General features: G+C 58.8%; 20 protein-coding genes. 14 read left to right on the top strand and 6 right to left on the bottom strand.

Going from position 1 to position 25,275, the window contains the following annotated elements:
* The first annotated feature begins 3 nt into the window (after positions 1-3).
* The 4 genes from EV685_RS18380 to EV685_RS18370 all read left to right on the top strand — a co-directional run bounded on the left by EV685_RS18380 (position 4) and on the right by EV685_RS18370 (position 3,021).
* On the top strand, positions 4-549 hold the full coding sequence (locus tag EV685_RS18380; RefSeq protein WP_130483516.1) for a hypothetical protein: 546 nt from the start codon (positions 4-6) through the stop codon (positions 547-549).
* Between the two features lie 49 nt (positions 550-598).
* Positions 599-1,183, top strand: coding sequence for a hypothetical protein (locus tag EV685_RS20710; protein ID WP_165396861.1), 585 nt, complete (start codon positions 599-601; stop codon positions 1,181-1,183).
* A 208-nt stretch (positions 1,184-1,391) separates the two neighbouring features.
* Positions 1,392-2,462, top strand: coding sequence for a phage major capsid protein (locus tag EV685_RS18375; RefSeq protein WP_165396860.1), 1,071 nt, complete (start codon positions 1,392-1,394; stop codon positions 2,460-2,462).
* Positions 2,463-2,535: 73 nt separating this feature from the next.
* Positions 2,536-3,021, top strand: coding sequence for a hypothetical protein (locus EV685_RS18370; RefSeq protein WP_130483514.1), 486 nt, complete (start codon positions 2,536-2,538; stop codon positions 3,019-3,021).
* A gap of 639 nt (positions 3,022-3,660) precedes the next feature.
* Here EV685_RS18370 and EV685_RS18365 read toward each other — a convergent pair.
* From EV685_RS18365 to EV685_RS18345, 5 genes are all read right to left on the bottom strand, one after another.
* Positions 3,661-4,698, bottom strand: a complete 1,038-nt coding sequence (locus EV685_RS18365) for an SCO family protein (protein WP_130483513.1) — start codon at positions 4,696-4,698, stop codon at positions 3,661-3,663.
* Between the two features lie 104 nt (positions 4,699-4,802).
* On the bottom strand, positions 4,803-7,691 hold the full coding sequence (locus tag EV685_RS18360; protein WP_130483512.1) for a multicopper oxidase domain-containing protein: 2,889 nt from the start codon (positions 7,689-7,691) through the stop codon (positions 4,803-4,805).
* Between the two features lie 1,068 nt (positions 7,692-8,759).
* Positions 8,760-9,872 carry an NYN domain-containing protein gene (locus tag EV685_RS18355; RefSeq protein WP_130483511.1) on the bottom strand — a complete coding sequence of 371 codons (1,113 nt, stop codon included), beginning with the start codon at positions 9,870-9,872 and terminating at the stop codon, positions 8,760-8,762.
* A 77-nt stretch (positions 9,873-9,949) separates the two neighbouring features.
* Entirely contained in the window at positions 9,950-10,330 is a 381-nt protein-coding gene (locus tag EV685_RS18350; protein WP_130483510.1) for a type II toxin-antitoxin system VapC family toxin, read from the bottom strand.
* A complete protein-coding gene (locus EV685_RS18345; protein ID WP_130483509.1) occupies positions 10,327-10,530 on the bottom strand; it encodes a type II toxin-antitoxin system VapB family antitoxin in 204 nt (67 codons plus the stop codon). The genes EV685_RS18350 and EV685_RS18345 overlap by 4 nt, the downstream gene beginning before the upstream one ends.
* Positions 10,531-10,936: 406 nt before the next feature.
* Between EV685_RS18345 and EV685_RS18340 the strand changes: the two genes are divergently transcribed.
* From EV685_RS18340 to EV685_RS20830, 10 genes are all read left to right on the top strand, one after another.
* The gene (locus EV685_RS18340) at positions 10,937-13,252 is read left to right on the top strand and encodes a polysaccharide biosynthesis/export family protein (RefSeq protein ID WP_242615663.1); all 2,316 of its coding nucleotides are present in this window, start codon (positions 10,937-10,939) and stop codon (positions 13,250-13,252) included.
* A gap of 234 nt (positions 13,253-13,486) precedes the next feature.
* Positions 13,487-14,650 carry a glycosyltransferase family 4 protein gene (locus tag EV685_RS18335; RefSeq protein WP_165396859.1) on the top strand — a complete coding sequence of 388 codons (1,164 nt, stop codon included), beginning with the start codon at positions 13,487-13,489 and terminating at the stop codon, positions 14,648-14,650.
* A gap of 82 nt (positions 14,651-14,732) precedes the next feature.
* A complete protein-coding gene (locus EV685_RS18330; protein WP_165396858.1) occupies positions 14,733-16,049 on the top strand; it encodes a lipopolysaccharide biosynthesis protein in 1,317 nt (438 codons plus the stop codon).
* An 87-nt stretch (positions 16,050-16,136) separates the two neighbouring features.
* On the top strand, positions 16,137-17,090 hold the full coding sequence (locus tag EV685_RS18325) for a polysaccharide pyruvyl transferase family protein (RefSeq protein ID WP_165396857.1): 954 nt from the start codon (positions 16,137-16,139) through the stop codon (positions 17,088-17,090).
* Between the two features lie 67 nt (positions 17,091-17,157).
* Complete coding sequence (locus EV685_RS18320) at positions 17,158-18,438, top strand: glycosyltransferase (protein WP_130483504.1); 1,281 nt, start codon at positions 17,158-17,160, stop codon at positions 18,436-18,438.
* Between the two features lie 171 nt (positions 18,439-18,609).
* Positions 18,610-19,608, top strand: coding sequence for a hypothetical protein (locus EV685_RS18315; RefSeq protein ID WP_130483503.1), 999 nt, complete (start codon positions 18,610-18,612; stop codon positions 19,606-19,608).
* A 1-nt stretch (position 19,609) separates the two neighbouring features.
* The gene (locus tag EV685_RS18310) at positions 19,610-20,113 is read left to right on the top strand and encodes an acyltransferase (RefSeq protein ID WP_130483633.1); all 504 of its coding nucleotides are present in this window, start codon (positions 19,610-19,612) and stop codon (positions 20,111-20,113) included.
* A gap of 9 nt (positions 20,114-20,122) precedes the next feature.
* On the top strand, positions 20,123-21,307 hold the full coding sequence (locus tag EV685_RS18305; protein ID WP_130483502.1) for a glycosyltransferase: 1,185 nt from the start codon (positions 20,123-20,125) through the stop codon (positions 21,305-21,307).
* Between the two features lie 278 nt (positions 21,308-21,585).
* The gene (locus tag EV685_RS18300) at positions 21,586-22,461 is read left to right on the top strand and encodes a glycosyltransferase family 4 protein (RefSeq protein ID WP_165396855.1); all 876 of its coding nucleotides are present in this window, start codon (positions 21,586-21,588) and stop codon (positions 22,459-22,461) included.
* A gap of 653 nt (positions 22,462-23,114) precedes the next feature.
* Positions 23,115-23,555 carry a glycosyltransferase gene (locus EV685_RS20830; protein ID WP_207224870.1) on the top strand — a complete coding sequence of 147 codons (441 nt, stop codon included), beginning with the start codon at positions 23,115-23,117 and terminating at the stop codon, positions 23,553-23,555.
* A gap of 142 nt (positions 23,556-23,697) precedes the next feature.
* Here the strand turns inward: EV685_RS20830 and EV685_RS18290 are convergent, their stop codons facing one another.
* Entirely contained in the window at positions 23,698-24,816 is a 1,119-nt protein-coding gene (locus EV685_RS18290; protein WP_165396854.1) for a GumC family protein, read from the bottom strand.
* Between the last annotated feature and the right edge of the window lie 459 nt (positions 24,817-25,275).

Here is a 25,275-nt window from a genome sequence, read left to right as displayed (position 1 = left end):
GCCATGAACGACGCGGGTGATCAGCAAGCACGCGCGCTGCGCCAGGTCGAGGCGCTGCGTCTGCGGTGCGAAGGTGCGGCCGACGGCCTGGCCGTGATGCAGGGTGTGAAGCTCTGCCTTCTGCATCGCGTCGCGCCTCCCGACTGGCTTGCCCAAGAGTTCGTGCGTCGGCATCACCTGGTTGCCGATGCGCATGTGGCGAGCTGGGACGATGCCTTCGGTCGACCATGGCCCAAGCGTACGCGGCTGGCCAGCGTGAGACGCCATCTCGCATTGGTGCGGCAGGTGCATTCAGAGGTGTGGCGCCTGGCGGTCGAGCACCCGGGCCGGGGGATCCGTAGAGAGCACCTCTTCACCGACGTCAGCCTGACCCTGAATCGGGAGGGCCTGAGCCCCGGAGGCGTCGAACGGCTGTACTACCAGGCCCTGGCGCAAGGCTTCGTCAACGTGGCGCAGTGGCGCCGATCCATGCTCGCGCTTGGCGGGAGCGTCCGCAAGCAAGGTCTGAAAGCCGCGTACCGGCAAGCCATCGACACCAGCACAGTCTGAACCGTCGCGCCACCAGGCGCCGATCAACGACTGCCGCAAAGGACCACCCATGGCTTCGAAGCCGCTGCTTCAGAAACTCGCCGACAACCCAGCATTCATCGAGGTCCGCCAGAGCCTCTCGGAACTGAACGACGCGCTCTTCAAGATCCAAACGCGGAAAAGCGAGATCGAAATGATCCTCGCGTCGAAGCAGCCGGCGCCGTCCAATGAGCCGAGCGTTCATGACGCCATGAACTACGCCGCGACGGGAAAGCTGCAGGTTCCGACCGTGTTTTCCGGCGACCTGCTCGACGAGCTGGCAACCCTGCGCGTTCATGAACGCTCGCTCAGGCAGGCGATCGAGCGACAGACCGCACGCGCGCAGCAGGTCGAAGGCGAGCACCGCGCGTGCGTGGTGAAGGAACTGTCGCCGGCCCACAAGGCGCTGATGCGCCGATACCTCGACGCCCTGATCGCCCTGGATGCGATCGTGGAAGAAGAGGCCGCGATGTTCCGCCAGGTCGAGGCTACGGGTGTCGAAGCAAGATTCAATGAAACCGCTTATTCGCGCCTCATGGGCCGGGTCAACGACAACTCAGGTTCCCACCTCTTCTATCGAGTCCGGGACATCAAGGCGTATATCGGCCCTCAATAGCTCGTCAAACCAAGCCATCGCTTTAACCATGACGAATCCACTTGATGACCTATGGGCTGCGGCGACGGCTCCGCGTGGGAAACCCTACCGCAAGGCCCCGAGTTCATCCGTTCAAACCTCGTCTACCCACCAAGCACCAAGGCCCGCCGCGTCGACCAAAACTGTTGCATCGGCTCAATCTGTCCAACCGGAGTCCACTGGAGTCAATATGTCGAATAACTTGCACTATCTGTACGCTGCTGTTCACGCAGCCCGATTCCCAAAACTGTCGGCCGCGCAGCATGCGGGCCTCGATACCTTTCTGCGCAAGTCTGCCGGCGCGATGGATCAGATCGACAAGACGCGCGTCTGGGCGGCGATGAGCACGACCACGCCCGGCGAAGGCGGCTATCTCGTCGCGCCGGCTGTCGCGCAGCAGTTCGTGGACACGATGAAGGGCTACGGCTGGATGCGACAGGTCGCCACGCCGATCAGCACCGAGAACGGGGCAGCCTTGAGCTACCCCGGGACGGACGGCACGGCAGAGGTTGGCGAGGCCCTGGCGCAGAACGCTTCGTCGACGTCGTTGGACATGACCTTCTTCGGCCGTTCGCTCAATGCCCACAAGGTCGGCTCGAAGGTGTTCACCGTGCCCATCGAGCTGGTGCAGGACGCCGCCTTCGACATCGTGTCCTACGTGATGGCCCGGGCGCGCGCCCGCATCGGCCGCGTCCAGAACCTGCAGTTCACCACCGGCAACGGCACGACTGAGCCTACCGGCCTGGTGACCGCTGCGGCTGTCGGCAAGACTGGCACCACTGGCCAGACGCTGACGGTCACCTACGACGACCTGGTCGACCTGGTCGACTCGGTCGACGAAGGCTCGCTGGAGATGCCCGACGCCAGTTCCGACAACCCCGCTGCGATGGCGCCCGGCTGGATGTTCAACCAGACGACGCGCAAGGTGATCCGGAAGCTGAAGGACAGCAACGGCAGGCCCCTGTGGCTGCCCACCTATGAAGACCGGTCCCGAGATGTGGGCCGGCATCACGGCTACTTGCTGGGATACCCCGTCTACATCAATAACGACATGCCCTCGCCTGGCGCCAGTGCCAAGTCCATCGCGTTCGGGAACCTGAGTTCCTACGTCGTTCGCGACGTTGCAGAGGTCGAGCTTCACCGAATGGATGACTCGTCGTTCTTGCGTGCGGGCCAGGTCGGCTTCCTGGCGACCGCACGGGCCGGCGGGAACCTGCTCGACACCTCCGCGGTGAAGGTCTACCAGCACAGCGCGACCTAATCGGACGCGGCGGGTCGAGAGAGCGGCCCATAGACCTGCCCGCCGAGCTACGACGCTCTTTCCATGGGATCGCGTGGCTGCCACGGAAGAGGCAGCGGAGCGGATCACCGCCGGGGCTCCTTACCGGTTGAACTCCGCACCCATCGCCCGCCTCGTGCGGGCGTTTGCACAACCCGCCCGCCGGCAACCCCGGCGGGCTTTGTCGTTGATGACCATGCAGAAGGCGAACAAGCGCGGCAGGCCACAGTCGGAGTTCAGGCGCACCGTGATGCAGGCTGCGCGGCAGATGGCTGCAGAAGGCGGACCCTTCACGTGGCACGACCTGGCCGATCGCCTCGAAGGGATCAGCCGCGCATCACCTGCGGACTGCCGGTTGTTGCGCAGGACGGTAGAGAACATGCATGAGGCCGGTGAACTGGGAAAAGTCGGCGAGCGCTCAGTGCCCGGCAGTCGACGACCAATGAATCTCTACATGCCCGGCGACGGCGTCGCGCCGGAAAGGTCGAAGGCCAAGGAGAACCGGGGCGAGGCGCTGGCCCGGCTTCTGGCCATGTGGTGATGACTTCCTGCCCCCGGAACTTGCCCCCGCTGCCCGATCAGCCGGGGGCAAAAACCGGGGGCAAACTTTCCTTTGTAAATCAATGACTTGCAACGGCTGCCCCCGTGCCCCCGTTGCCCCCGGTGAATTTGCATGCCGGCAAGAGTGCGCTCCCGCATACGGTCCGCCTATGTGCCGGATGTGTCCCGGTTCTGTTCCGCTCTTGTTCCGAATGTCTGCCGCGACGGACAGGGGAATCGACGTCGAGACCGGGCTCGGAGGTGAGTGCAGGATAGGCAGACTGCCGCCATTTGTCGGACACCTGAGCGGCGCAGCGGGATGGCGAAGGTCCACCAACACGGATTGGCGCAAGGGCACCCAGGGTGTGACTCACTCGGAGCCCATGCAGGAACTTCTGCAGGAACTCGGCCCGGCGAATCGCCGTTCCCATAGGGAAGTTCAAGTGACCCCGGCCAACACAAGGTCCTCCACGGACCACCTAAGCGCAAAAAGCCCGAGTGAACTTCACTCGGGCTTTTTTTCGTCCTTCAAAGAAGCGCCGGGCCACGCTCCGACGGGCCGTGAGGCCCTTGGGGCGGCGTGAGGAGGGGTCATGCGCGCCCGTGTTGCCACGGGCTCGCACCACTCGCACCAGTCACCCTACTGCTTGATGCGCTTGCCATCGGCCGGCAGGGCGCTTTCCTCGTCGATGAAGTCCAGCACCTCGGCCACTTCCTTGCTGCTCAGGCGCAGGTTGGGCATGGCGATCTTGTTGTACTGGTTGTAGACGGCCAGGGCGATCGGGTCCTTGTCGGCCAGCATGCGGTCTGGCTCCTTGACCCAGCGTTCGAGCCAGGCGCGCGGGCGGCGCTTGCCGATGCCTTCGAGGTCGGGGCCGACCTTCTGGGCTGCCGCCGAGCGGTCGGCGGCGTTGACCGAGTGGCACGACGAGCAGCGGGTGCGGAACAGCTTCTCGCCGGACGACGGGTTGCGCAGGATCTGCGGGGCCAGCTCGAAGCGGGTCTCCTTGGCCGATGGCAGCTTGTAGTTGTGCAGCCAGGTGCCGATCTGCGTGGCGGTGATCGTCGGGTTCTCGAACGGCGAGCCGCGCATCCAGCGGCCGGTCTTCTGGTTGCCGATGACCGTGTGCAGGCGGTGATCGTTCGGGTTGGGGTTGTTCAGGTCGTTGTCGTCGAACAGGCCCAGCTTGCGGCGCAGCTGCTCGATCTCCTTGACGTTGCCGGTCAGGAACAGCCAGCCCGGGCCGACGTTGTAGCGGTCGGCGTACTTCTTCATCTCCTCGGGCGTGTCGGTCAGCGGATCGATCGTGATCGAGTAGAAGAACACGTCCTTGCCGACCCGGTCGCCGAGCAGCATCTGGACCTCGCGCATGCGCGCCGTCTCCAGCCCGCAGGCCGCCGAGCAGCTGGTGAAGAAGGTGTTGATGCCCACCACCTTGTCCTTGACCAGGTCCTGGAAGAAGCGGTGCTTGCGACCGTACTGGTCGGTCAGCACGGTGTTGGGGAAGTAGTTGGCACCCCAGGCCAGACCGCCGTCGTCGCCATCGGCCTGCGCGGCCGCCGCCTTCGCCGGGGCTGCGGTCGCGGGGTTGCCATGGGTCAGCACGACCGAGGTGACCACGCTGGCAGCCAGCGCGATGCCGCCCATCCAGGAGAAGCGCCGGATCCAGGTGTTCATGCTGTCGTCGAGGGAAGTTGCGTCAGAAGTGACGCAGCGGACGCTCACCGGGAGACGTCCGCTGCGGGGGGTCGATCGGGCTCAGGCGCCGATCGGGTTCGCCATCACTGGCCGAACTGGAAGGTCGTGCCCTTGCTCACGCCAGAGCGGAAGGTGGTCAGCGCCGCCGAGCCGGTGTAGTGCACGCCGTCCCAGGTGGGCATCGGCGTGGGCATCGCCATCGTCTGGCCCTTGCGCTCAAGGTCCCAGCGCAACAGCATCGCGTTGTCCTCGTGCTGGGTCGAATGGCAGTGCTCGACGAAGGTGCCGGCGAACTCGCGGAACTGGAAGGCCACCTCGACCGTCGAGCCCGCCTGGTTGTCCGGGCCGATGCGGAAGATGTCCTTGCGGGCGTACTTCTCCCAGGCCGGCGGTGCCTTGCCGTCGCGGCGCAGGATGATGCCTTCCTCGAAGTGCACGTGCACCGGGTGATCCCAGCCACCGCCGAGTTCCAGATACCAGACCTCGTACGGCGCCTCTTCCTGCACCGAACCACCCGCGGTCGGGTCGACCGACAGCTTGGGGGCTGCGGAGATCCGGCGCATGTCGGCGGTGTAGCTCGAATCGTCGTCGACCTTGACCGTCCAGGGCTGGTCGTCGGTGCCACCGCTGTGGCCGAACTTGAAGGAACGGTGGATCGAGTCCTTCAGCTTGGCATGGTCGGTTGCGCTGTCGCGGTTGAACTTCAGCGGCACCATCTTCAGCTTGCCTTCGACGTACAGCGCCGGGTCCATGCTGGTGTCGACCTGGCCAGCGGCCATGGGCTTGACGCGCAGTTCCATGAACTTGCCGATGCCAGGGTCGCCATTGGTCCAACGGTCCAGGACCTTGTCGCCATCGTCGTCGACCGCCACGGCCGGCTTGTACTTGCCCGACAGGACATCGGCCAGCGGCAGACGCTTGTTGGTCTTCACCGGGTCGGTGTGTTCCTGCAGGTTGACGAAGTACAGCTTGTCGCCGGGCTTGACGCCGTTCTTGGCGAAGTCGACCACGATGTCGTAACGCTCGCCGATCGCCTGCTGCGGCAGGGTGCCCAGGTGCTCGGCCTTGTTGCCGTTGGCATCCAGGTCAGCCTTGCCGTCGAAGGCCACCGCGTGCTCCATGATGTTGCCGTCGTTGGCGATCATGTGGAACGGGATCGGCGTGTAGGTCTTGCCACCGGTGCCGGCCATCGTGCCGCCCTTGCCAGCGAATTCCTTGACCAGCGCGACCGACAGGTAGCGGGCCACCGAGCCGTTCAGGATGCGGAAGCGGTAGCGGCGGGCGCGCACGTCCAGGTAGGGGTGGTAGACGAAGTTCGTCAGGATGCGGTCACCGAGGAAACCATCCTTGTTGAACACGTTGAACCACAGCTGGCCGTCCTTGTCCCAGGCCTTGTCGCCGATCACGAGGTTGATGTCGTAGTCGCGGTTGCCCCAGGACATCGCGCTGCCGCTGGGCAGGCACAGGTTGACGTTCTTCGGGATCACGCCGGGCTTGGCCGCGTTCGGGTCCTTGTAGTGGCAGTTGAACGTCTCGTTGCCACGGTCGATGGCGCTGTAGATGTTCATCATCGCCGCGTTGCCCTTGTAGACGTTCTGCGCGGTGAAATCGAGCATGTGATCGTGGAACCAGAGCGTGCTGGCGGTCTCGCGCCAGTCGCCGCGGATGCGGATCACGCCGTCGGCCGGGCAGGACTTCTTGCTCGGCGACGCGTCGTTCACCCACAGGGTCTCGCCAGGCACGCAGGGGTAGCCCGCGCGCGGGTCGGTCGCACCGGTGTTGACGGTGTCATAGCCGGCCAGCTGGACCGGCCAGCGGTAGTCGTAGAACTGGCCCGGGAAGAAGAAGGCCTGGGCCACACCATCGCTCTCGGCCGGGTTGTGGCCGTTGTGCTGGTGGGTCGAGATGGTGTGCAGGCCGAAGCCCTTGTTGGCGGCCGGATCGACGGGCAGCGCGTTGTAGTGGCGCATGAGCACGCCCTCGCCATAACGCACCATCAGCAGCTTCGGCGGCATCGTGCCGTCGAAGGTCCAGATCGAGGCCGCCTGCTGCGCCGGCAGACCCGGGTGGAAGCGGATGTCGATGCCCTTGGTCGTGCCGGCCGTGGCCGCGCTGCCAGCGGTGCTGTGGTACAGACCGCCCGGGCCGAACTCGCCCTTGGCATAGCCGTGCAGCTGCATCTTGTCGCGCAGACCCAGGTTCACCCGAGACGTACCCTGCACCGTCTGGAAGTAGGTCTGCGGGTACATCTCGTTCCAGCGCTGGTGCGCCCAGCCCTCACCGGGCGGACGACCTTCGGCCGGACCCTGAATCTCACGGCCGATGAACTCGGTCGCGACCGCGTTCCACGGGTTCTGGTCGAGCGTGTTGGACTGCGCGGTCGGGTAGGGCTTGATGCCCTTCTGGCCCAGGAAGGACTCGAGCGCCTCTGCCGACGGCGCGCTGCGGGTCAGCTTGCTCGGGTGCTGTGCCGGAGCCGGGCCCAGGGTCGGGGCCGGGAAGCCCTTGTAGCCGCTGGTGTCGACGGTCGGATCGAGCTTCTGCGGTCCGAACTCTTCGAACTGCAGCAGCGGGAAGGTGAACGAGGTCGCCTTGAACAGCGGGCTGGGCTTGCCGCCGGTCGGGATCTTGTTGCTGGTCTGGGCCGTCAGCGGCACCGACGACTCGACGGTCACGTCGGCCTTGCTGCCGTTGGCCGTGCCTTCGTAAGACGAGTGATTGGTGTGCTCCAGCGTCAGCAGCGCGTCGTTGGCCAACGGCCCGACATCGGGTGTGACCAGGGCCGACACGTCGGTCGACGCCGGGTCACCCCAGACGTCGACGACGACCTGGGCCGTCACGGCCACCGACAGTGAGGCGGCGCCCAGCGCCCCCAGCACATAGGCACCGCGCCGGGTCCAGACCGGCAAGGCCACGCTGCGCTGCCGCCTGGGGGCGGCAGAGGCGGGCTCTGTTTCTTGGATCTTGTTCATGGCAGTTCCCTTCGATTCGATCGTTGACTCTTGTGTCTTGCTGCGCGGTGGTGTCGATCCAGGCTCGACAGGCCACCGTCCCTCGTGCGTAGCGGCGCTTCAGAAGCACACCTCATCTACGTAGATCCTTGCGTTTGGATGCAACGAAAAGGAGGTCTTAAGTAAGTCTTCTTAAGTCCGATGAGCCGAACAATACAAGTGACCTTGATCGACAGCAATCACCGATCCGGCCCCAGCCGGGACCGGTTGCATGGGCCTCCTCCCCCACTTTCAACGCTCACCACCCAATCGGGATTCGTGACGAAATGCACGACTGGCCGGTTGCTTCGTGAAGGCTCCACATCTGAAGGATCCTTACCCCCTCAAATAGTGGGAAACAAGCCCATCTTTCCGGAACTGCAAGATTTGCCGACGTGCGCAAAACGCGAAATCCCCCGTGCGGAAATCACAATAGGCCACCTTCACGAGATGTTTTTCGTTGCACCTCGACCACTGTCGTTCAGACATCATTAAGAACATGTGCTAAGCATCAGAAACTGATCCAGGTCATTTCTCGAAGTCCGATGGGGGAACGCAACCCAGCCACGCCCGGCTCGGGCCCGCAGGCCCAGCGAACACCACGTCATCGCTGCCCGCCCTGACGCACGCCAAGTGGCAAATCCTTCTCCAAGCGCGCATTCACGCGCACCCGCATCCTTCAGGTCGGGGGTTGACGCCCACCCGTCCGCAACCCGATCAAGCAAAGTCGATGGGGGTGAGCGGCTTCCACCTGCGTGAGGCCTGGGCAAGAGCCACGCTCAGCCGGAAGCCCCACTTCTGACGCGTTCACCAACGGGTGCCCCAAATGGGTACGCCCGCGCCGGCACCGACCCCATCTAACAGCCCAAGCACAACTTAAGCGGGACCATCTGTGGATCGGCCGAGCAGCCATCGGGTTGAGGCCGGAAGCGGGTTGACCCTGAGACCGCACGGGGCTTCCGAGCAGAAGGTCACGAACGGCCATGCGGCAGCGCCCCGCAGGCGCGGGGTGGGGACTGGATCGATCAGGGGGAGGCGGCCGAAGGCGCCTCAGTCGATCGGCTTGAGCCGGATCTCGTGGTCGAACTCGCCCTTGCGGACCTCGACCAGGTCAGGCATCGCCTGCAGCAGCTCCGAGAAGTTGGCGCAGCCGTAGCTGGACTCCTGGAAGGTCGGGTCCATGCGCTGGATCACCGGGCGCACGCCCGCCTTCTGCACCCAGGCATCGCCCCGGCGCTGCGACAACAGGTCGATTGCGCGACGCACCAGCTCGCGGGCATCGCGGTGGCGCTCCTGCGCCTGGGCCGCGCGGTCCAGCAGGGACCGCAACTCCAGGTCGACGGGACTGAGCTCGGCGCTGGCAGCGTCTGCGACGTCCGCCGGGGCAGCCGCGCCGCCGTCCAGCCGATCACCCTCGCGGTCAGCTTCACGATCACCCGTGCGGTCATCCATGTGGTCGTCCATCGATGCGACCCCTTCGGCCGATTCGGCCGCTTCATCGCCCGCCGTGGCGCGGGCCGGCGATTCCCCGGCGACCGCGTCCGCGCGTGCCGCCCGCTCCGCCAGCATCGCCCCGGCCGCAGCCGCTCCGCGCGGGTCGGCGTGTGCGGCAGGCTCGTCATCCGGATGCGCCGGCAGGCGCAGGTTCAGCGGCCGCAGCATCGCCTCGTAGTACTTGAACTCGTGGCAGCTGCGCGCCCAATTCGCGTTGGTGCTGTTGAGCGCCCCGATGCCCACCAGCGTGCGCCCGGCGGCCTTCACCTTGAAGGACAGCGGCATGAAGTCGCTGTCGCCGCCCACCACCACGATGGTGCCGATGTGCGGGAAGCGGCCCATGTCCTCGACCACGTCCAGGCACAGCCGGATGTCGGCGCCGTTCTTGCCGTTCGAGCCCGGCTGGAACAGCTGGATCAGCTCGACCGCCTGCTCCAGCAGCGCATAGCGGTAGCGGCTGAACGAGGCCCAGTTCGCGAACGCCCGGTTGACCGCCACCGGCCCCAGCGACAGCGCGAACTCGACGATTGCCGCCACATCGATCAGCGCCTCCTGCGGCCGGAAGCGGCTGCTGAAGTAGGCGCCCTGCCCGTAGCGCTGGTCGACCAGGCTGGCATGCAGGTTCTCGAAGTCCCAGTACAGGGCGACGGATTCGGGGGCGTTGGGCACGTTGGCGACTCTCGGGGCGGTGGACAGGCCAGATTCTGAGGCCCCGCGTGGGCCGGGGCGCCGCCCGGCAGGCCCGATCAGAGCCGCGCCGCCGGATGCGTCATGCCGTAGCGTTGGGCAAGGGCGTTCAAGCGCCGGTCCAGGGTCCACAGCACGACGCCAGGCGTCATCCGTGCAGAGGCCAAAAGCATGAGGTCCACCACGCCACAACCGAGTCCGAACAAGCGGTCCCGCTCGACCAGATCCATCACCTCACGGATCGAGGCCTGTCGGACCGGCTGCAACCCTTCCAGATCCAGCAGGGTCTGGCGTCGAAAAGGTGGTGTTCCACACGCCAGCTCACCGACGATCATGGGGTGCGAGAGCACCCTGTCCGACGCCAGCAAGTCGACGAGCGTGTCATTGCGCCTCTTGAAATGATCGACCCAGACGCAGGTGTCGACCAGCACACCGCTCATCCTTGCGCCTCCTCGCGGCGGCGCGGAATCTCCTGCATGTCCGGCACGGCCCCACCCAGGGCGGCCAAGCGCTTGGCCGCCTGGATGCGCACGAAGGTCTTGATGGCCTCTCGAAAGAGGTCGGCCTTGTCCATCGACGGATCCGCCACTTCCAGCGCACGTTCGTACAACGCGTCATCGATCGTCACGGTCGTTCTCATGGTCACCCCAAAACATCAGAAGGGATGGCATGTTGCATCTGAATGGATGCAGCGACAAGCTCGCGCCGACATCCCGCCGCGTGACATACCCCCCGCCGATGGCCTCAAATCTGCCGCTTCCGGACGGCGCCCCCCGAAACGAGCGGCATACACTTCAAGCCGGCCTGCGGTGGCCGCCCGAGAGGGTCCGAGATGACAAAAAGTGCTTTGAAATCATCGGCTTGACACATTCGGCAACGCTCCGCTAAGCCTTCACGTCCGGTGCCTCCCGGCCTTGACGCCCAGACGACGCTCTCACCTGCTCCGCCCGATGCGACCTTCTTCCCGCGCCCTCCCCTCCGCAATATCCCAAGCGCGACACGTCCTGCTGGCCCTGATCGCGGGGGTTGTTCTGGCCCCGCAGACGGTGGATGCACAGAGCCTCCAGGCCCTGCAGGCGGCCCTGACGGGCGGCGGCACCAGCGGCAACGCCGATGGCAGCGCCTCCGGTGGCCTGGGTGGCGGCAACCTGCCCGGTGGCGGCATCCTCAACCTGCCCGGCACCGGCGGGGTGCCCACCATCCGCGGCGCCGAAGGCCTGCCGAACGGCACCGGCAACCCGCAGGACCTGCAGCGCGGCGGCTTTGACCCAAGCTCCGGCTTGCCGCTCGAACCCCTCAGCAACGAGTTCCAGCGCTTCGTCGAACAGACCACCGGCCAGAAGCTGCCGATCTTCGGTGAGCGCTACTTCCAGGTCGGCGGCCACAGCTACGCGCCGGTCGCGGGCGTGCCCGTTCCGGCCGACTACGTCATCGGCCCCGGCGACGAGCTGCAGCTGCGCGGCTGGGGCAGCATCGACATCGACTTCCGCGCCGTCGTCGACCGCAACGGCCAGATCAACATCCCGCGCGTGGGCACTGTCAGCGTCGCGGGCGTCAAGGCGGCCGACATCGACGCCCACCTGCGCGGCCAGGTCGGCCGGGTGTTCCGCAACTTCAGCCTCAACGTGACGCTGGGCCAGCTGCGCAGCATCCAGGTCTTCGTCGTCGGCCAGGCCCGCCGGCCCGGTGGCTACACCGTCAGCAGCCTGTCCACGTTGATCAACGTCGTGTTCGCCAGCGGCGGTCCGAACGGCAACGGCAGCATGCGCAACGTGCAGCTCAAGCGCGCCGGCAAGGTCGTGGGCGAGATCGACCTCTACGACTTCATCCTCAACGGCAACAGCGGCACCGATGTGCGCCTGCTCCCGGGCGACGTCGTCGTCTTCAACACCGCCGGCCCGCGCGTGGCCGTGGCCGGCGCGCTCGACAGCCCGGCCATCTACGAACTGAAAGCCACGGGCGAGACCATCGCCGCGCTGCTGGCCTACGGCGGCGGCACCAGCGCGTCGACCGACCTGAGCACCGCCCAACTCGAACGCCTGGACCGCAGCACGCCACGCGCACCGCGCGTCGTCAACAAGGTCGAACTGGCCGGCGCCGTCAGCAACATGCCGCTGCGCGACGGCGACATCCTGACCCTGTTCAAGGTCCAGCCCAAGTTCGCCAACGCCGTCACCCTGCGCGGCAACGTCGCCAACCCGCTGCGCTACCCGTTCACGCCGGGCATGCGTGTCAGCGACCTGATCCCCGACCGCGAGGCCCTCATCACGCCCGACTATTACCAGCGCAAGAACAAGCTGGTGCAGTTCATCGAGGGCAAGACCCTGCAGGGCGGCAGTGCCGACGTCACCGAGGCCAAGCTCGAACGCGACGTACGCAACCTGCTGGATGAACCGAACTGGGAATACGCCGCGATCGAGCGCCTGAACAGCGACCGCGTCGCGATGGAGCTGATCCCCTTCAACCTCGCCAAGGCGGTGATCGACAAGGACCCCGCCCACAACCCCGTGCTGCAGCCCGGCGACGTGGTCACCATCTTCGGCCGCGCCGACATCAAGAACCCGGTGGCCAAGCAAAACCGCCTGGTGCGTGTGCAAGGCGAGGTCCGCGCCCCCGGCATCTATCAGATCGGCCCCGGCGAAACCCTGCCCGACCTGATCTCGCGCGCCGGCGGCCTGACGCCCGAAGCCTATGTCTTCGGCACCGAGTTCGCCCGCGAAGAAACCCGCCGCCAGCAACAGCTCGCCCTCGACGACGCCGTCAAGCGCCTTGAAAGCCAGCTCGCCAGCGCAGCCGCAACGGCCACCGCCAACCTGTCGGCCACCGACGCCCAAGCCGCCACCGCCTTGCGCGCCGCCCAGGCCGAATCACAGCGCGCCCAATTGCAGCGCCTGAAAAGCCTGAAATCCAACGGCCGCATCGCCCTCGAACTGCCGACCTCCGCAGCCGGTACGCGCGACCTGCCGGACCTGAGCCTCGAAGACGGCGACCGCGTCAGCATCCCCTCCAAACCGGCCTTCATCTTCGCGGTCGGCGCAGTGGCCAACAACAACGCACTGCTGTGGCGGCCGGGTCGCAAGATGAAGGAATACCTAGACGCAGCCGGCGTGGACGTCGAAGCCGACCTCGAAAACAGCTTCATCGTTCGCGCCGACGGCACCGTGATGCACGCCAGCCGTCGCGGCTGGTGGTTTGACGGGCTGGAGCGGGTGGAGCTGATGCCGGGGGATACCTTGGTGGTGCCCGAGAAGGGCAACCGCGAAACCTTCTGGACCGCGTTCACGCGTGGGTTGAAGGATTGGAGTCAGATTCTTTATCAGTTTGGGTTGAGTGCGGCGGCGATTAAGACCTTGAATAACTGATTCACGCTGCACGTCCGGCGCGAAAGCAATTCGACCATCGAACATACAAATGCTTCACGCCGGGAAACGATTCACCAGAACCCGACGCTTGATTGCGCAAGCCAACACCACCGGCACGCCAATGGCGACAAAAACTGCAAGCACTCATTCTCACGAATACAAAAATCTAGCCAATAAGATCGACGCGTGACACAAAGAGAAATCATCTTCGTCAATAGATTCTTTCATCCAGACGTGAGCGCTACCAGCCAAATGCTGAGCGACCTCGCGTTTGGCCTGAAAGCGTCCGGCCACAACGTATCAGTGGTGTGTTCGCGGCAGCTCTACGAAAACACGAACACTGATCTATCGAGCACCGAAAACATCAAGGGCGTTAACGTTCATCGAGTATGGACCACTCGATTCGGCAGACGCTCAACGGTCGGTCGAGCAATTGATTATCTGACATTTTATGTTTCCGCGACTATTGCATTAACAGGAAAAGTAGATCGCAATTCGCTGGTCGTCGCAAAAACAGACCCGCCGCTGATCTCGATTCCAGTCGCGGCGATAGCGAAACTCAAGGGTGCCAAGTTTTTCAACTGGATCCAAGACCTATTCCCAGAGGTTGCCCAACGCGCGGGAATGTCAGCCTTGAACGGAAAAATAGGTCGATGGATCTCTCGAATCAGAGACTGGTCACTTGAGCGAGCAGACATAAATGTCGTGATCGGCGAACGCATGCGCGAAGTTCTGCTGAGCCGCGGAATCTCAGCAGCAAAACTTAAAACAATCAGCAATTGGCAAGATACAAATCTAATCACCCCAATCAAGGCCACCAACAACCGGCTAATTTCGGAATGGAAACTAGAAAATCGGTTCGTCGTGATGTACTCCGGAAATCTGGGCCGAGCGCATGAATTCCGGACAATCATCAATGCGATGACTGCACTTTCATCCGATTCAGCCTTTCATTTCTGTTTCGTAGGTGGCGGCGCGCAGACGGAAAAGCTACGGAGCGAAGTCAACCTGCTCGGACTGAAAAACTTTTCGTTTCACCCATATCAACGCCGAGAAGAACTAAGTCTGAGTCTTTGTTGCGCGTCCGTCCACCTGATCAGCCTACTACCCGAACACGAGGGACTGATCGTGCCGAGCAAGTACTACGGGATCCTCGCGTCAGGCCGACCAGTCATCTTTATCGGGGATACCGACGGAGAGCTAGCAAGATTGATTCAGAAAGAAAAAGTCGGCGCCACGGTACAGGTCGGGGACGCTGCGCGTTTGGTCAGCACAATCATCAACCTGAAAGACGACAACAATCTGCGGGAGACCATGTCGGAGACGGCACGAAAAATCGCGGTAGACAAGTACTCAACAGAAAGTGCGGTTCGAGCTTGGAACGCTTTGATTCACTGATTCAGATGGAAAAAATAATCATCTCCGTCAACCATGCCCGAAGCGATGCGATCAAGGTCCAATCCACGCAAGTGAGTATAGCTTGAGCGACTCGAGTTTCTCTGGCAGTTGGTGGAGAACGCTAACTGGCGGCATATTCTTAGCCATCGTCTCCTTCTTTGGCTCAGTCTTGACCGCGCGACTGCTGGGCACAGAAGGCCGCGGAATGCTAGCTGCGGCGTTGGTGATCGTAGGAATAGCTGCAGCCGTCGCTCAACTGGGCTTCGCGAGTTCAATTGTCTATCACCGTGGCGGTCCTTTTCAACACAACTTTCGCAGCACGTTCCTAATAGGCCTCGGCGCCGTGGTTTGTGTGGCAGGTCCTCTTGCATGGATAGGCGTCACAACACTTTTTGAGTCACGCCTCCAGCCGCAAGTATATACAGTGGCCGGACTGGCCACACTGACAGCCGCCTTCGCATACTTGACAACATTGAGCCAGATATCAGCAGATCTAAAGGTGTTCAACCTTCTGAGAAATGCAGTTGCGCTGATGATGTTGATTTGCGTTTCGGCTGTAATGCTTCTTGAGAACGGCATCGCTCAGTATGATTGGGTTTTGAATCTTCAGATCACCGTAACTGGCTTGGCGACCTTGGCTGCCGCTTTCTGGATCTGGAAGGCAATGACCGAGGGCCGCCAAGTCGCGACAGACTATAAGGCAATCAAGTTTTCGGCCGTTGCAATCTATGCAGGACACCAACACATCACCGCCTTAATTGGCGTCCTTTTGTCAAATATCGACAAAATAGTCATACTGGAAATTGGGAGACCAGACGAGGTAGGGTTCTACGCGCTTGCATTCGCTTTGTCGCGACAAATAGCAATGGTCCAGGACTCAGTATCAATATCACTCTTCTCTCGATACGCAGGCAAGGACAACAGCACGTTGTCAGAAAATGTCCTCAAAGCGTTTCGGACCACATTCATGCCTATGCTGATCGTTTCGACCCTTGCAGCACTGGCATCTCCCTGGATGATTCCGACCATTTTTGGATCTGCTTTCGCTGCCTGTGCGCTGCCTTTCTCTATTCTTGCATTTGAGGCAGTGATAGGCGCAGGGAGTTGGACATTAGCTCAACGCTTCAATGCAGGAGGCAGACCTGGACTTGTAGCGCTACGTCAAGTCACCAGCCTGCTACCAGTGTTCATCGGGATATTCTTTCTGCCAGAACAGGACGAATCCTCTTACCTGGCAAGCCTCATGCTGCTCGGATCATTTACTCGTCTTTTGGCAACGATCTTGATTTACCCCTTGGTACTCAAAGAGCCACCACCACGCTTGTTGCCGACCAAGCAAGACTTATTGTCAATCCAATCTTTTGTACGCCATCGTCTATCCCGTTCTGGACTTCAATAAATTCAGCCTGGCGTTGAAGAACTCGCTCATCTGCAACGCATAACTCGACTTCCGACACTTGAAATGACTTCAACCCCACCCCGAAACTTGGTTGCCTTGTTCGATACAAGCGTCGCATCTGAGAATGTTGGCGACTTCATCATCATGGACGCGGTCAATTTGGAGTTGAGCGGCTTATTGACGCGCCACCAGACCATCACACTGCCAACACACGATTCCATAGGAAAAGTAGGGCGCAACATTGTGCAGAGATCTGACTTCTCTGTCATCGGAGGGACAAACATATTGAGCTCTCATCTCCGACAGTACCGACAGTGGAAGTTCGGCGCTCTCGACATCCCACTCTTGCGAGATGTCGTTTTGATGGGAGTCGGATGGTGGCAGTATCAAGACAAGCCGGACTGGCTGTCCGCATTGTTCTACCGAAAGGCACTCTCGCGCCGTCACCTACATTCAGTGCGTGACTCGTATGCCGAAGAAAAGCTGCGCTCAATCGGAATAGAGAATGTCATCAATACCGGGTGCCCAACCATGTGGCGCCTAGATCCCGATCACTGCCGCGCAATTCCGCTAGGAAAGGCCGCGCAAGTTGTATTCACAATAACGGACTACAAACCGAATCTTGACCGCGACCGGGCCTTGATTCGACAACTGACTGCGAGCTACCAAACCATTTTTTTCTGGCCTCAAGGATCAGGCGATCTGCGCTATCTGGCTAGCTTGATCGATGTCCACGCCTCGAACATCAAAGTACTATCACCCAGTCTCGCAAGTTTCAATGGCGTACTTGATGGCGGCAATATTGACTACGTTGGCACAAGACTTCATGCAGGCATCCGCGCTCTACAAAGAAGAGTTCGGGCCATGATTATATCCGTTGATAATCGAGCCACTGAAAAACAGAGAGATTTCGGCCTGCCTGTGATCGAGGGCGACCAAGTCGGAATCCTTGCTGATATTTTAAAGCAAGAAAGAGCAACTGCTGTTCGGCTGCCACAGGAAGAAATCGCGCGGTGGAAGCAGCAGTTCAAATCAGTTTGAACCGCTGAGAGTTAATTGCCTTGTACTCTTCGGACGTTTTCAACGCATTGATTGCGCCCACCCAAAGATGGTGCATTGCGCCTCGGACCCTGAAGTGAAAATCTTAATCGTCTCATACTCGGATTCGGTCGGCGGCGCAGGCCGTGCGGCTTACCGACTGCACAAAGCTCTTCTCGCTGCTGGACACCAATCACGGATGCGAGTGCGATTGAAGAAATCGGATGACCCGACCGTCATTGGTGACGTTAGCGGCGGTGCCAAGGCGGTGACCGCTATGCGATGGCGCGCAGGGTATGCGCTCAATGCATTGCAAGACAGAACTGACCAAGGACTGCAGTCCACGAACTGGCTACCGTCTTCGTGGGCTGATGAGATTAATGCTTCAGACGCCGATGTCGTGAATCTGCATTGGATTTGCGGAGAAACGATGTCCATTTCAGACATTGGCCGAATCAAGAAACCAGTCGCATGGACCCTACATGACATGTGGCCGTTCTGTGGCTCAGAGCATTACACGTCAGACAGCGCAGATGCTCGGTGGGCCGTCGGTTATCGAAGAAACAACCGCGATCAAGGCGACACTGGTTGGGATCTTGCACGTTGGACGGCCAAACGCAAGGCCAAGGCGTGGAGACGCCCGATGCACATCATTTCTCCAAGTAACTGGCTCGGATCCTGTGCACGAAGAAGTGAGTTGTTCCGAGACTGGCCGGTACATGTCATTCCAAATCCGCTGGACACAGAGGTTTTCCGACCACTGGATCGTCACTTTGCCCGTGACGTACTTAGGCTACCTCAAGACAAGAAGATCGTGCTCTTCGGTGCGATTGGCGGATCTAGTGAACCGCGTAAGGGATACCAACACCTGCGGAGAGCACTAGACATTTTGGCAAACACAAACAACACACAAGACTTCACCTGCGTGGTCTTCGGACAATCCAGGCCGCCTGATGGCGGCGGTCTACCAATAGATTCAGTCTGGACGGGCCATGTATCGGATGACACCACCCTTGCCCTTCTGTACAACTCAGCGGATGTCATGGTGGTTCCGTCTGAGCAAGAAAATCTTCCACAGACAGCAACCGAAGCGCAAGCATGCGGCTGCCCTGTTGTCGCCTTTGACTGCACAGGAATACCTGATGTTGTGATCCACGGGACAACTGGCCTCATGGCATCTGCATACGATCCCACTCAACTCGCATCAGCCATCTTTGATTTATGCCGAACGCCAGGGGCGTTCGAATCAATGTCTGCGGCAGCAAGAACACGAGCAGTATGCTCATGGTCTGAAACGGCAGTCGCCAGAGAATACATATCTGTATTTTCCAACATGACTCATTCGACTTGACAAAACAAAATGAGGGGCGAAAAAACCTCTTGGCTAAGCACAACGCCATACATACTATTGGTCGCGTACATCATCTGCGCAACCTCACCTGTACTCGCATGGAGCTTATCCATAACCATTCTTATCGGACTGTCCAACCATCTCCAAAGAGAGGAGCGAATTCTTATTTCATTGAGCACAGTCTTCAGCGGCGCGCTAATGATTTCCTCCAGAGAGGTTTTTCAGGTCGAAACTGATGACTTCATAAGATACTTTGATCTCTATCAAAGCCTACACACAGGAGATCTAGAGAAATTATTCTCTTACGGCGGCGGCTTAGAAATACTAACTCCATCGCTACTCGCCGCGATTGGGCTTTTCGGACCCAAAGACAGCCCACAGTTTGTGCTGTTTTTCCTATGCCTGTTCTGCACCTTCACTTTCTATCTCTGGCTCGAGTATCGCGGCCTAGATTCAGCATCTATAGACGAAGGCAACAAGGCAGCTTGCATAGGGGCCTCCCTGCTTCTATTCTCCCTCTTTAACACAACTCAAATCGTTCGACAGACCTATGCTGTAGTCGTCATGCTTTACGCACTCACCGCTCAGAGCAGAAGCCATGCCGCACTCTTTCTAACCATTGCCGGGGGATTTCACTTATCGGCCATTCCAGTGTTTCTCTCAATCATCACCTTACGGCGAATAAAATACTACGGATTAATCCCACTTGCATTGATCTTATGGTACTTCGACCTGACCACGATTGAGGAATTCATTCTTCAAGGAGAAAGCCAGGGCGGCGCAAGACTTGGGTGGCTACTTAGCAGCGAAAGTGTGTCAGTTTGGCTGTATGGCATTTTTATTATGTCCGTATTAGCAATATTGTTTCTGACCAAAAATACGTACAACAGGAATGCCGGCAACTGGAAGTTCCCGGTCTTAGCTTTTTGTCTTATTTACTTTGCATTTCTGCAAGTGCCGGGCGCTTCTTTTCGCCTCTGCCTTATGTTCATCTCAGTTATCCCTGGGTATTTGATATTTTCAGCACTTTTGCCTTACGCCAAGTACGCCAGGATTTTGTTTTTGATTGTACTTGCACAAAGAACATACAAATCAATCTCAACCCCATCCTCAGAGGGCCTATGGAGTCAGTTTGAGCGATGGGGCGCCCCCTTTTATTTCCTGTTTTGATATGTTCATATCAATATTGCGAACAGCCCTGACAATTGTTTTTTTTGCACTCCCAGTCAGTGGGGCATTCTCACTAAAATCAAAGCTACTCAAACTAGCCAATATTAAACTGGGAAAACACGTTTCATACTGTGGGGGCGGCGCGCTTTACGGTAGGGGGCTCATTTCAATTGGGGATGAGACCTGGATCAGTCCGCGATCAGTGTTTCACTCAAATATTGCCGCCGCGATTCATATCGGAAGTAGGTGCGATATAGGGCCAAGTGTAAGCTTTATTCCTGGGTCCCATGAAATTGGTACGAGTTTTCGGAGAGCTGGAAGCGGTGTCGCAAGAGACATCTTCGTTGGAGACGGCGTATGGATAGGGGCAGGATGCCTGATACTGGGCGGCGTAACCATCGGTGAAGGATCGGTTATTGCCGCTGGAGCAGTAGTTACAAAGGACATTCCACCAAACACACTCGCTGGCGGAGTGCCTTGCAGGATGATTCGGAAACTAAACTGAGATGAGTCGATGACGAACCGACTAATCGTTTTATGCAATGCACTAGATGATGAAACGAGAATCAGGCGCGGCATAACGTCGGACAGCCCCGCCGCATCTAGAAAAATGTTCATGATGTGTCGTTCATTGCGATCCGTCGGGGTGCGTCCCTGGATTGTTAGCCTGGGCCGTGGCAAACAGGATGGATCAGGACGACTCTTCGGCTTCAAGGTAAAGCGGATTAATAGTTGCCCAGTTATTTACTTGCCCTTCGAGCACAGTCGCCTGCTCTCGCTTATTCTCACGCTGCTTTCCGCAATCATTCCCTTGAATAAATTTGCGAGAATGCCCGGGAATACGGTCATCATGTTTTACAACAGAATGCCGGCCTACCTAGCAGCTCTACTATTTGCGAAAATACGAGGCATCGCCGCATTTCTTGATATTGAGGATGGCGAGATACTTGAAGGCCAGGGGCCTTTGACGAAGAAGCTCACACAGTTAAAGAAGTTGGTTTATGCAAGTATCTGCTCCCGAGGAACCATGCTTGCATGTGAAGGCTTAAGATCGGAGACAACGAGTAAGCACATCCTCTGCTACTACGGCACGGTTGGACAAGAGTTCGTCGAAAAGTCCTGGACGCAGGATTCGGTTCACATATTGCTCGGAGGAACAATCTCCAAGGAAACAGGCGCAGACGCGATGATCCAGGTCCTGGATTTGATTGAAAGGCGACGCCCACTTTGGTCTAGAAAACTGACACTCGAGATTTCAGGGAAGGGTGACCTCGTCGCAGAGTTCTCGCAGCGAGCCGGGAAAGACATCGGAATGGGTGGGCTCGTCATCCATGGCCGCACCACTGACGAAGAGTACCAAGCAATTGTGCGGCGATGTCAGGTAGGTCTTGCACTGAAGCCAGCAACCGGCCAACTGGCAAATACAACATTCCCCTCCAAGGTGATTGAAATGGCTTCAGCCGGCTTGTTACTTGTGACGACGGATATCAGTGATGTTCGGCTAATCTTCGGAGAAAGCGCCGTGTATGTTCATTCAGAGGATCCGGAATCCATCTATGTGGCGCTACAGAAAATCGTCAGTTCTGTCGAAGAATCAAGCGTACGCGCTCTTCATGGTCAAGCCATCGCTCGCAGCGCTTGCGATTCCTCGCAAGTTGGCCCAAAGCTGAAACAATTTTTCTTTAACCTACCCAAATGATCCGGCCTCAGATTGTGAGTTGGCACCCTGTGCTGACAGCACACCAGTCGCACACGCTAAAGGCACTCAAGGAAGCCTGGGGAAATACAGTTGAAGTTGTCGTTGCAGCTACAGAACACGAAGATCGACGCCGTCAAGGCTGGACAGCGCCGGATACAACGGGCCTCGCCATCATCTCGCTCCCTGGTCGAGGCCGATGGCGAGCCGTTCGGCACATCCTTGAATCAAGACGAGATGCAATACATCTGTTCGGGAGTCCCTTCGAAAACAGCCTTTTCATGCTCGCCCTGCTTTGGGCGCAACTCAAAGGCATTGAGCAGGTTCATCTGATCTCGGAACCCTACTCAACGGAGGCGGCAGGCTACCTTTCAGACAACGGAACTTCTCTTTCGAAAATTAAGGCGAAGTTTCGACCGCTCATCTATAAGCTGTACAGCTTGCTCCTGCTTCGCAAGATCAGCGGAGTTTTCGCGATTTCACGACTGGCTTCTCTTCAGTACCAATCTCTTGGAGTCAAAGAAAGTCAAATTGCTCCATTCGGATACTTCGTGCCCCAAATCGATGGAGCAATGAGTCACCAGCCGGTGCAACCACCGAATCGGCCTCTAAAGGTCATTTTCGTCGGCAGCTTGATTGCGATCAAAGGCCTTGATGGTCTACTTGAGTCCGTCGATCGGGTGTATGCAAGTGGACGTTCAATCCGCCTCGACGTATTCGGCCCGGGCGATCCAAATCTGTTCACATGGAATAGCCAGCATTCGATCTACCGCGGTGTAATTCCCTTCGGTTTGGCTCAGACTGTCATTCGGGACTACGACGTGCTTGTCTTGCCAAGCCGATACGACGGTTGGGGGGTCGTGGTCAACGAAGCGATACAGTCGGGAACGCCGGTACTATGCAGCAACCGCGTTGGCGCGGGCTCTGTACTAGAGAAGTTCGGATGTGGCCGAGTATTTCAACTTGACGACAGCAATGTCGAGTTGGTGAATATATTGATTCAACTGATCGAGCAGTCGACGCTTCTCTCTTCGTTCAGACAAGCAACAGGTGAAGCGGCCTCTAAGCTCGCTCCTGCAGTGGCAGGCACCTACATGTCAGAGGTGTTGGAAGCGACCCTGAATCGAAGGTCGAAACCTGCTTGTCCGTGGTATTGAGGTAACTTTTGTCTTCTAGCTCAATGGCAAAACAAAACCTTCCGGAGTTGCGCCTACACCTGACAAATGTTGCGGGAGCTGGTGCAGTGCAACTCCTGAAGTCATTGTTGCCCGCCCTCGAACGTCAGGCGGACGTCAACATCACTGAAATTCATCTACCGGATCGCGGTGACCTCAGCAGGTATGCTGCAGACTCAGAACGAAAGTGCATCATTTATCACCGCTGGCTTCCGAATGCAGTATCGAGAATAGCGGAGTGCACATTCGGCGGGTGGAAGTGGCGCGGCGACGCGCCAGTCCTAGTACTTGGAGACATTCCGATTCGCATCAACGCTCGCCAGACTGTTTTCGTTCAAACGACTCACCTCACAGTCGGCCCCGAAACAGAGCGAGCGTTGAAATATCGGATAGCGAGGCTGCTCTTTAGGATCAATTCAAGGCGAGTTCACAGATTCATTGTCCAAACGGCCGCAATGAAGGTCGCCCTACTTTCATCCTATCGCGGGATAAATGAGTCCGCAATCATTGTCGCCCCACAGCCCGTTCCACAGTGGCTAATCGATTCAAGACTAAAGAGATCGTCCCGGACAAGCAATCACAACAATCTCACGCTGTTTTACCCAGCACAGAAATACCCCCACAAGAACCATCGCATGTTGGGAAGCATCGCCCACGGCGACTGGCCCATCAAAGAAGTAATCCTAACAATAGCACCTGAAGCAGGTTCACACCTTCTCGACAATCGCATAAGTTGCGTGGACTTCCTCACACCCGAGAAAATGCTCGGACAGTACGAGAAGGCCGACGCACTTGTATTTTTGTCATTAACGGAAAGTTTCGGATTCCCATTGATCGAAGCCATGTGGATCGGCCTACCTATTGTCTGCCCTGACTTGCCGTACGCCAGAGCGCTTTGCAATGATCAAGCAGTCTACTTTGACCCGTACGACCCAGAATCCCTCAGGGAGGCATTGTGGAAACTTAAGCAACAACTTGATGGCGGTTGGTGGCCGAACTATTCCGTACAAACGAGCAAGCTTCCTACCAACTGGGATCAGGTCGCAGATGTATTTGTGAATGCGGCAATCAACTAACCTTAGAGTTCCTTAGATCGCTCGCCCCTTAGATTGCCTCACCGTGACCCCACTGGTTTCTGATTGAAGCTCGGTTAGGATCCTTTTGATGCAACACAGTTTCGCTGTCTGTCCTACATCAGTTCATAAAAGACCCGGTCACTCAGCCGGCTGAAACCCTACGCGACTCCTTGTATTGGTGCCAGATCAAGACAGCTGCGACACATGCAATCAATCCGCTCAAGGTAGACATCACCGCAATAATTCCTCGCTTCGGCGATGATTTCCATTCCGGGATCTGTGCTGGATCGACCACCTGAATAAGCGCACCGTCTTTCGCCTCATCCGCTCGGGCCAATTCGTACTGTCGGGCCATTAATTCGAAAAGAGTCTCGTAGTACTTAAAGTTCCTCAACCGAGCGATATAAGCATCCCCGGACGCTTCATTGGCTCGAATATCTTTGGAAGCGCCTGAACTCGACGTCGGCCTGTCCACTCTAGCGAGTTGCGCTCGCAACGAATCGAGTTCACGACGACTGGCTTGAAGAAGCGCGTTGTTTTCCGTCATGGACCCACTCATGACAGATATCTGGACTTCTGCTGCGGTAATTTGAGCCTTCAGACGTGCGACTGTGCCCACGGCAGTTTCTGGGCTCGCCATCAAGGCCTGCTCGCTTACTCCCCCCCGCTGGAGTGCGAGCTCTGCCGCAAGCAGTTGCTCCTTGGCTTCTTCGAGCTGCTTCTGAAAAAACAGTCTTCGCTGCGCCGCCTCTGAAACTGCGAGTGACTTACTCAGCTTCTGTAGTTCTTCGATGTACGCCGTAGTCATCTCTGCTGCGACCTTGGGGTCGACATCTTCAACAGAAATATCAATCAGCGAATCTTTTCCTGACGATATTGAAGTTTGAATAGACAACTGCTCTCTCGCCTCGAATCGATGGACTCTCTTATAACGATCCAGTAGCGAGAATCGATCGACCAAGGCATCACCTACTGTTCTGCTTCGCATCAACCCAATCCATTGATCAGCAGGATTTTTCAGGCCTGGGATTGCTCCGCCAGCAGCACCCGCCAGCCCTCCGAGGCTCCCCAACAATGCACTTGCCGTACTCTGTGTTTGGGGAATCATGATTTGAGCACTCGCCGTATATTTTGGCGTAATCATGAAGCTAAAACCCAGCGCCGAAACCCCGATTATCAATGGACCAAATACAACAAACAACCATCGTTTTCTCAGAATCTTGAAAATATCCAGGATTGTGATGGCCTGATTGCCCGACATAATTTTCATCCTCAACTTTGTCGCGCATCCCCGACACCAAATATCTCAACTTGGAATCTGCGCATTAACTGTTCGATCGATCTAGCCTTGTAGCCAATAAAGGCAGGCCCACTTCGTGCCTTCGCCATTTTGCACCAGCCGCTATCGGTGCGCCACCTGCATGGCACATCGTTCGATAGAGCTTCGAGGTCACGGCCCATTCAACCACTTACCGGGCGGCCACATGCGGTGGGCAGCTTGCCATTGACTAGGATGAACGACCGAAGTCGAGGTCACATCCGCCAAGAGCGGCGACTCTGTGCGGGCTTCGGACGCAAGCTCCATTGAACTTGCTCTGCAATAGCGGTCTTCACTGATCAGGCTCTTGAGCGCCTCTTCGGCAAGCGCTAATCACATACGCAAGTAGGTGTGCGCTGAATGAAAAAAGCCCGGCGAACTCGCCGGGCTTTGAGACCGCTA

Origin of the sequence: Sphaerotilus mobilis (assembly GCF_004216565.1) — a bacterium.
GTDB lineage: Bacteria > Pseudomonadota > Gammaproteobacteria > Burkholderiales > Burkholderiaceae_C > Sphaerotilus > Sphaerotilus mobilis.
Note: the sequence above shows the minus strand (reverse complement) of the source record. Positions and strands in the feature narration are given on the sequence as shown.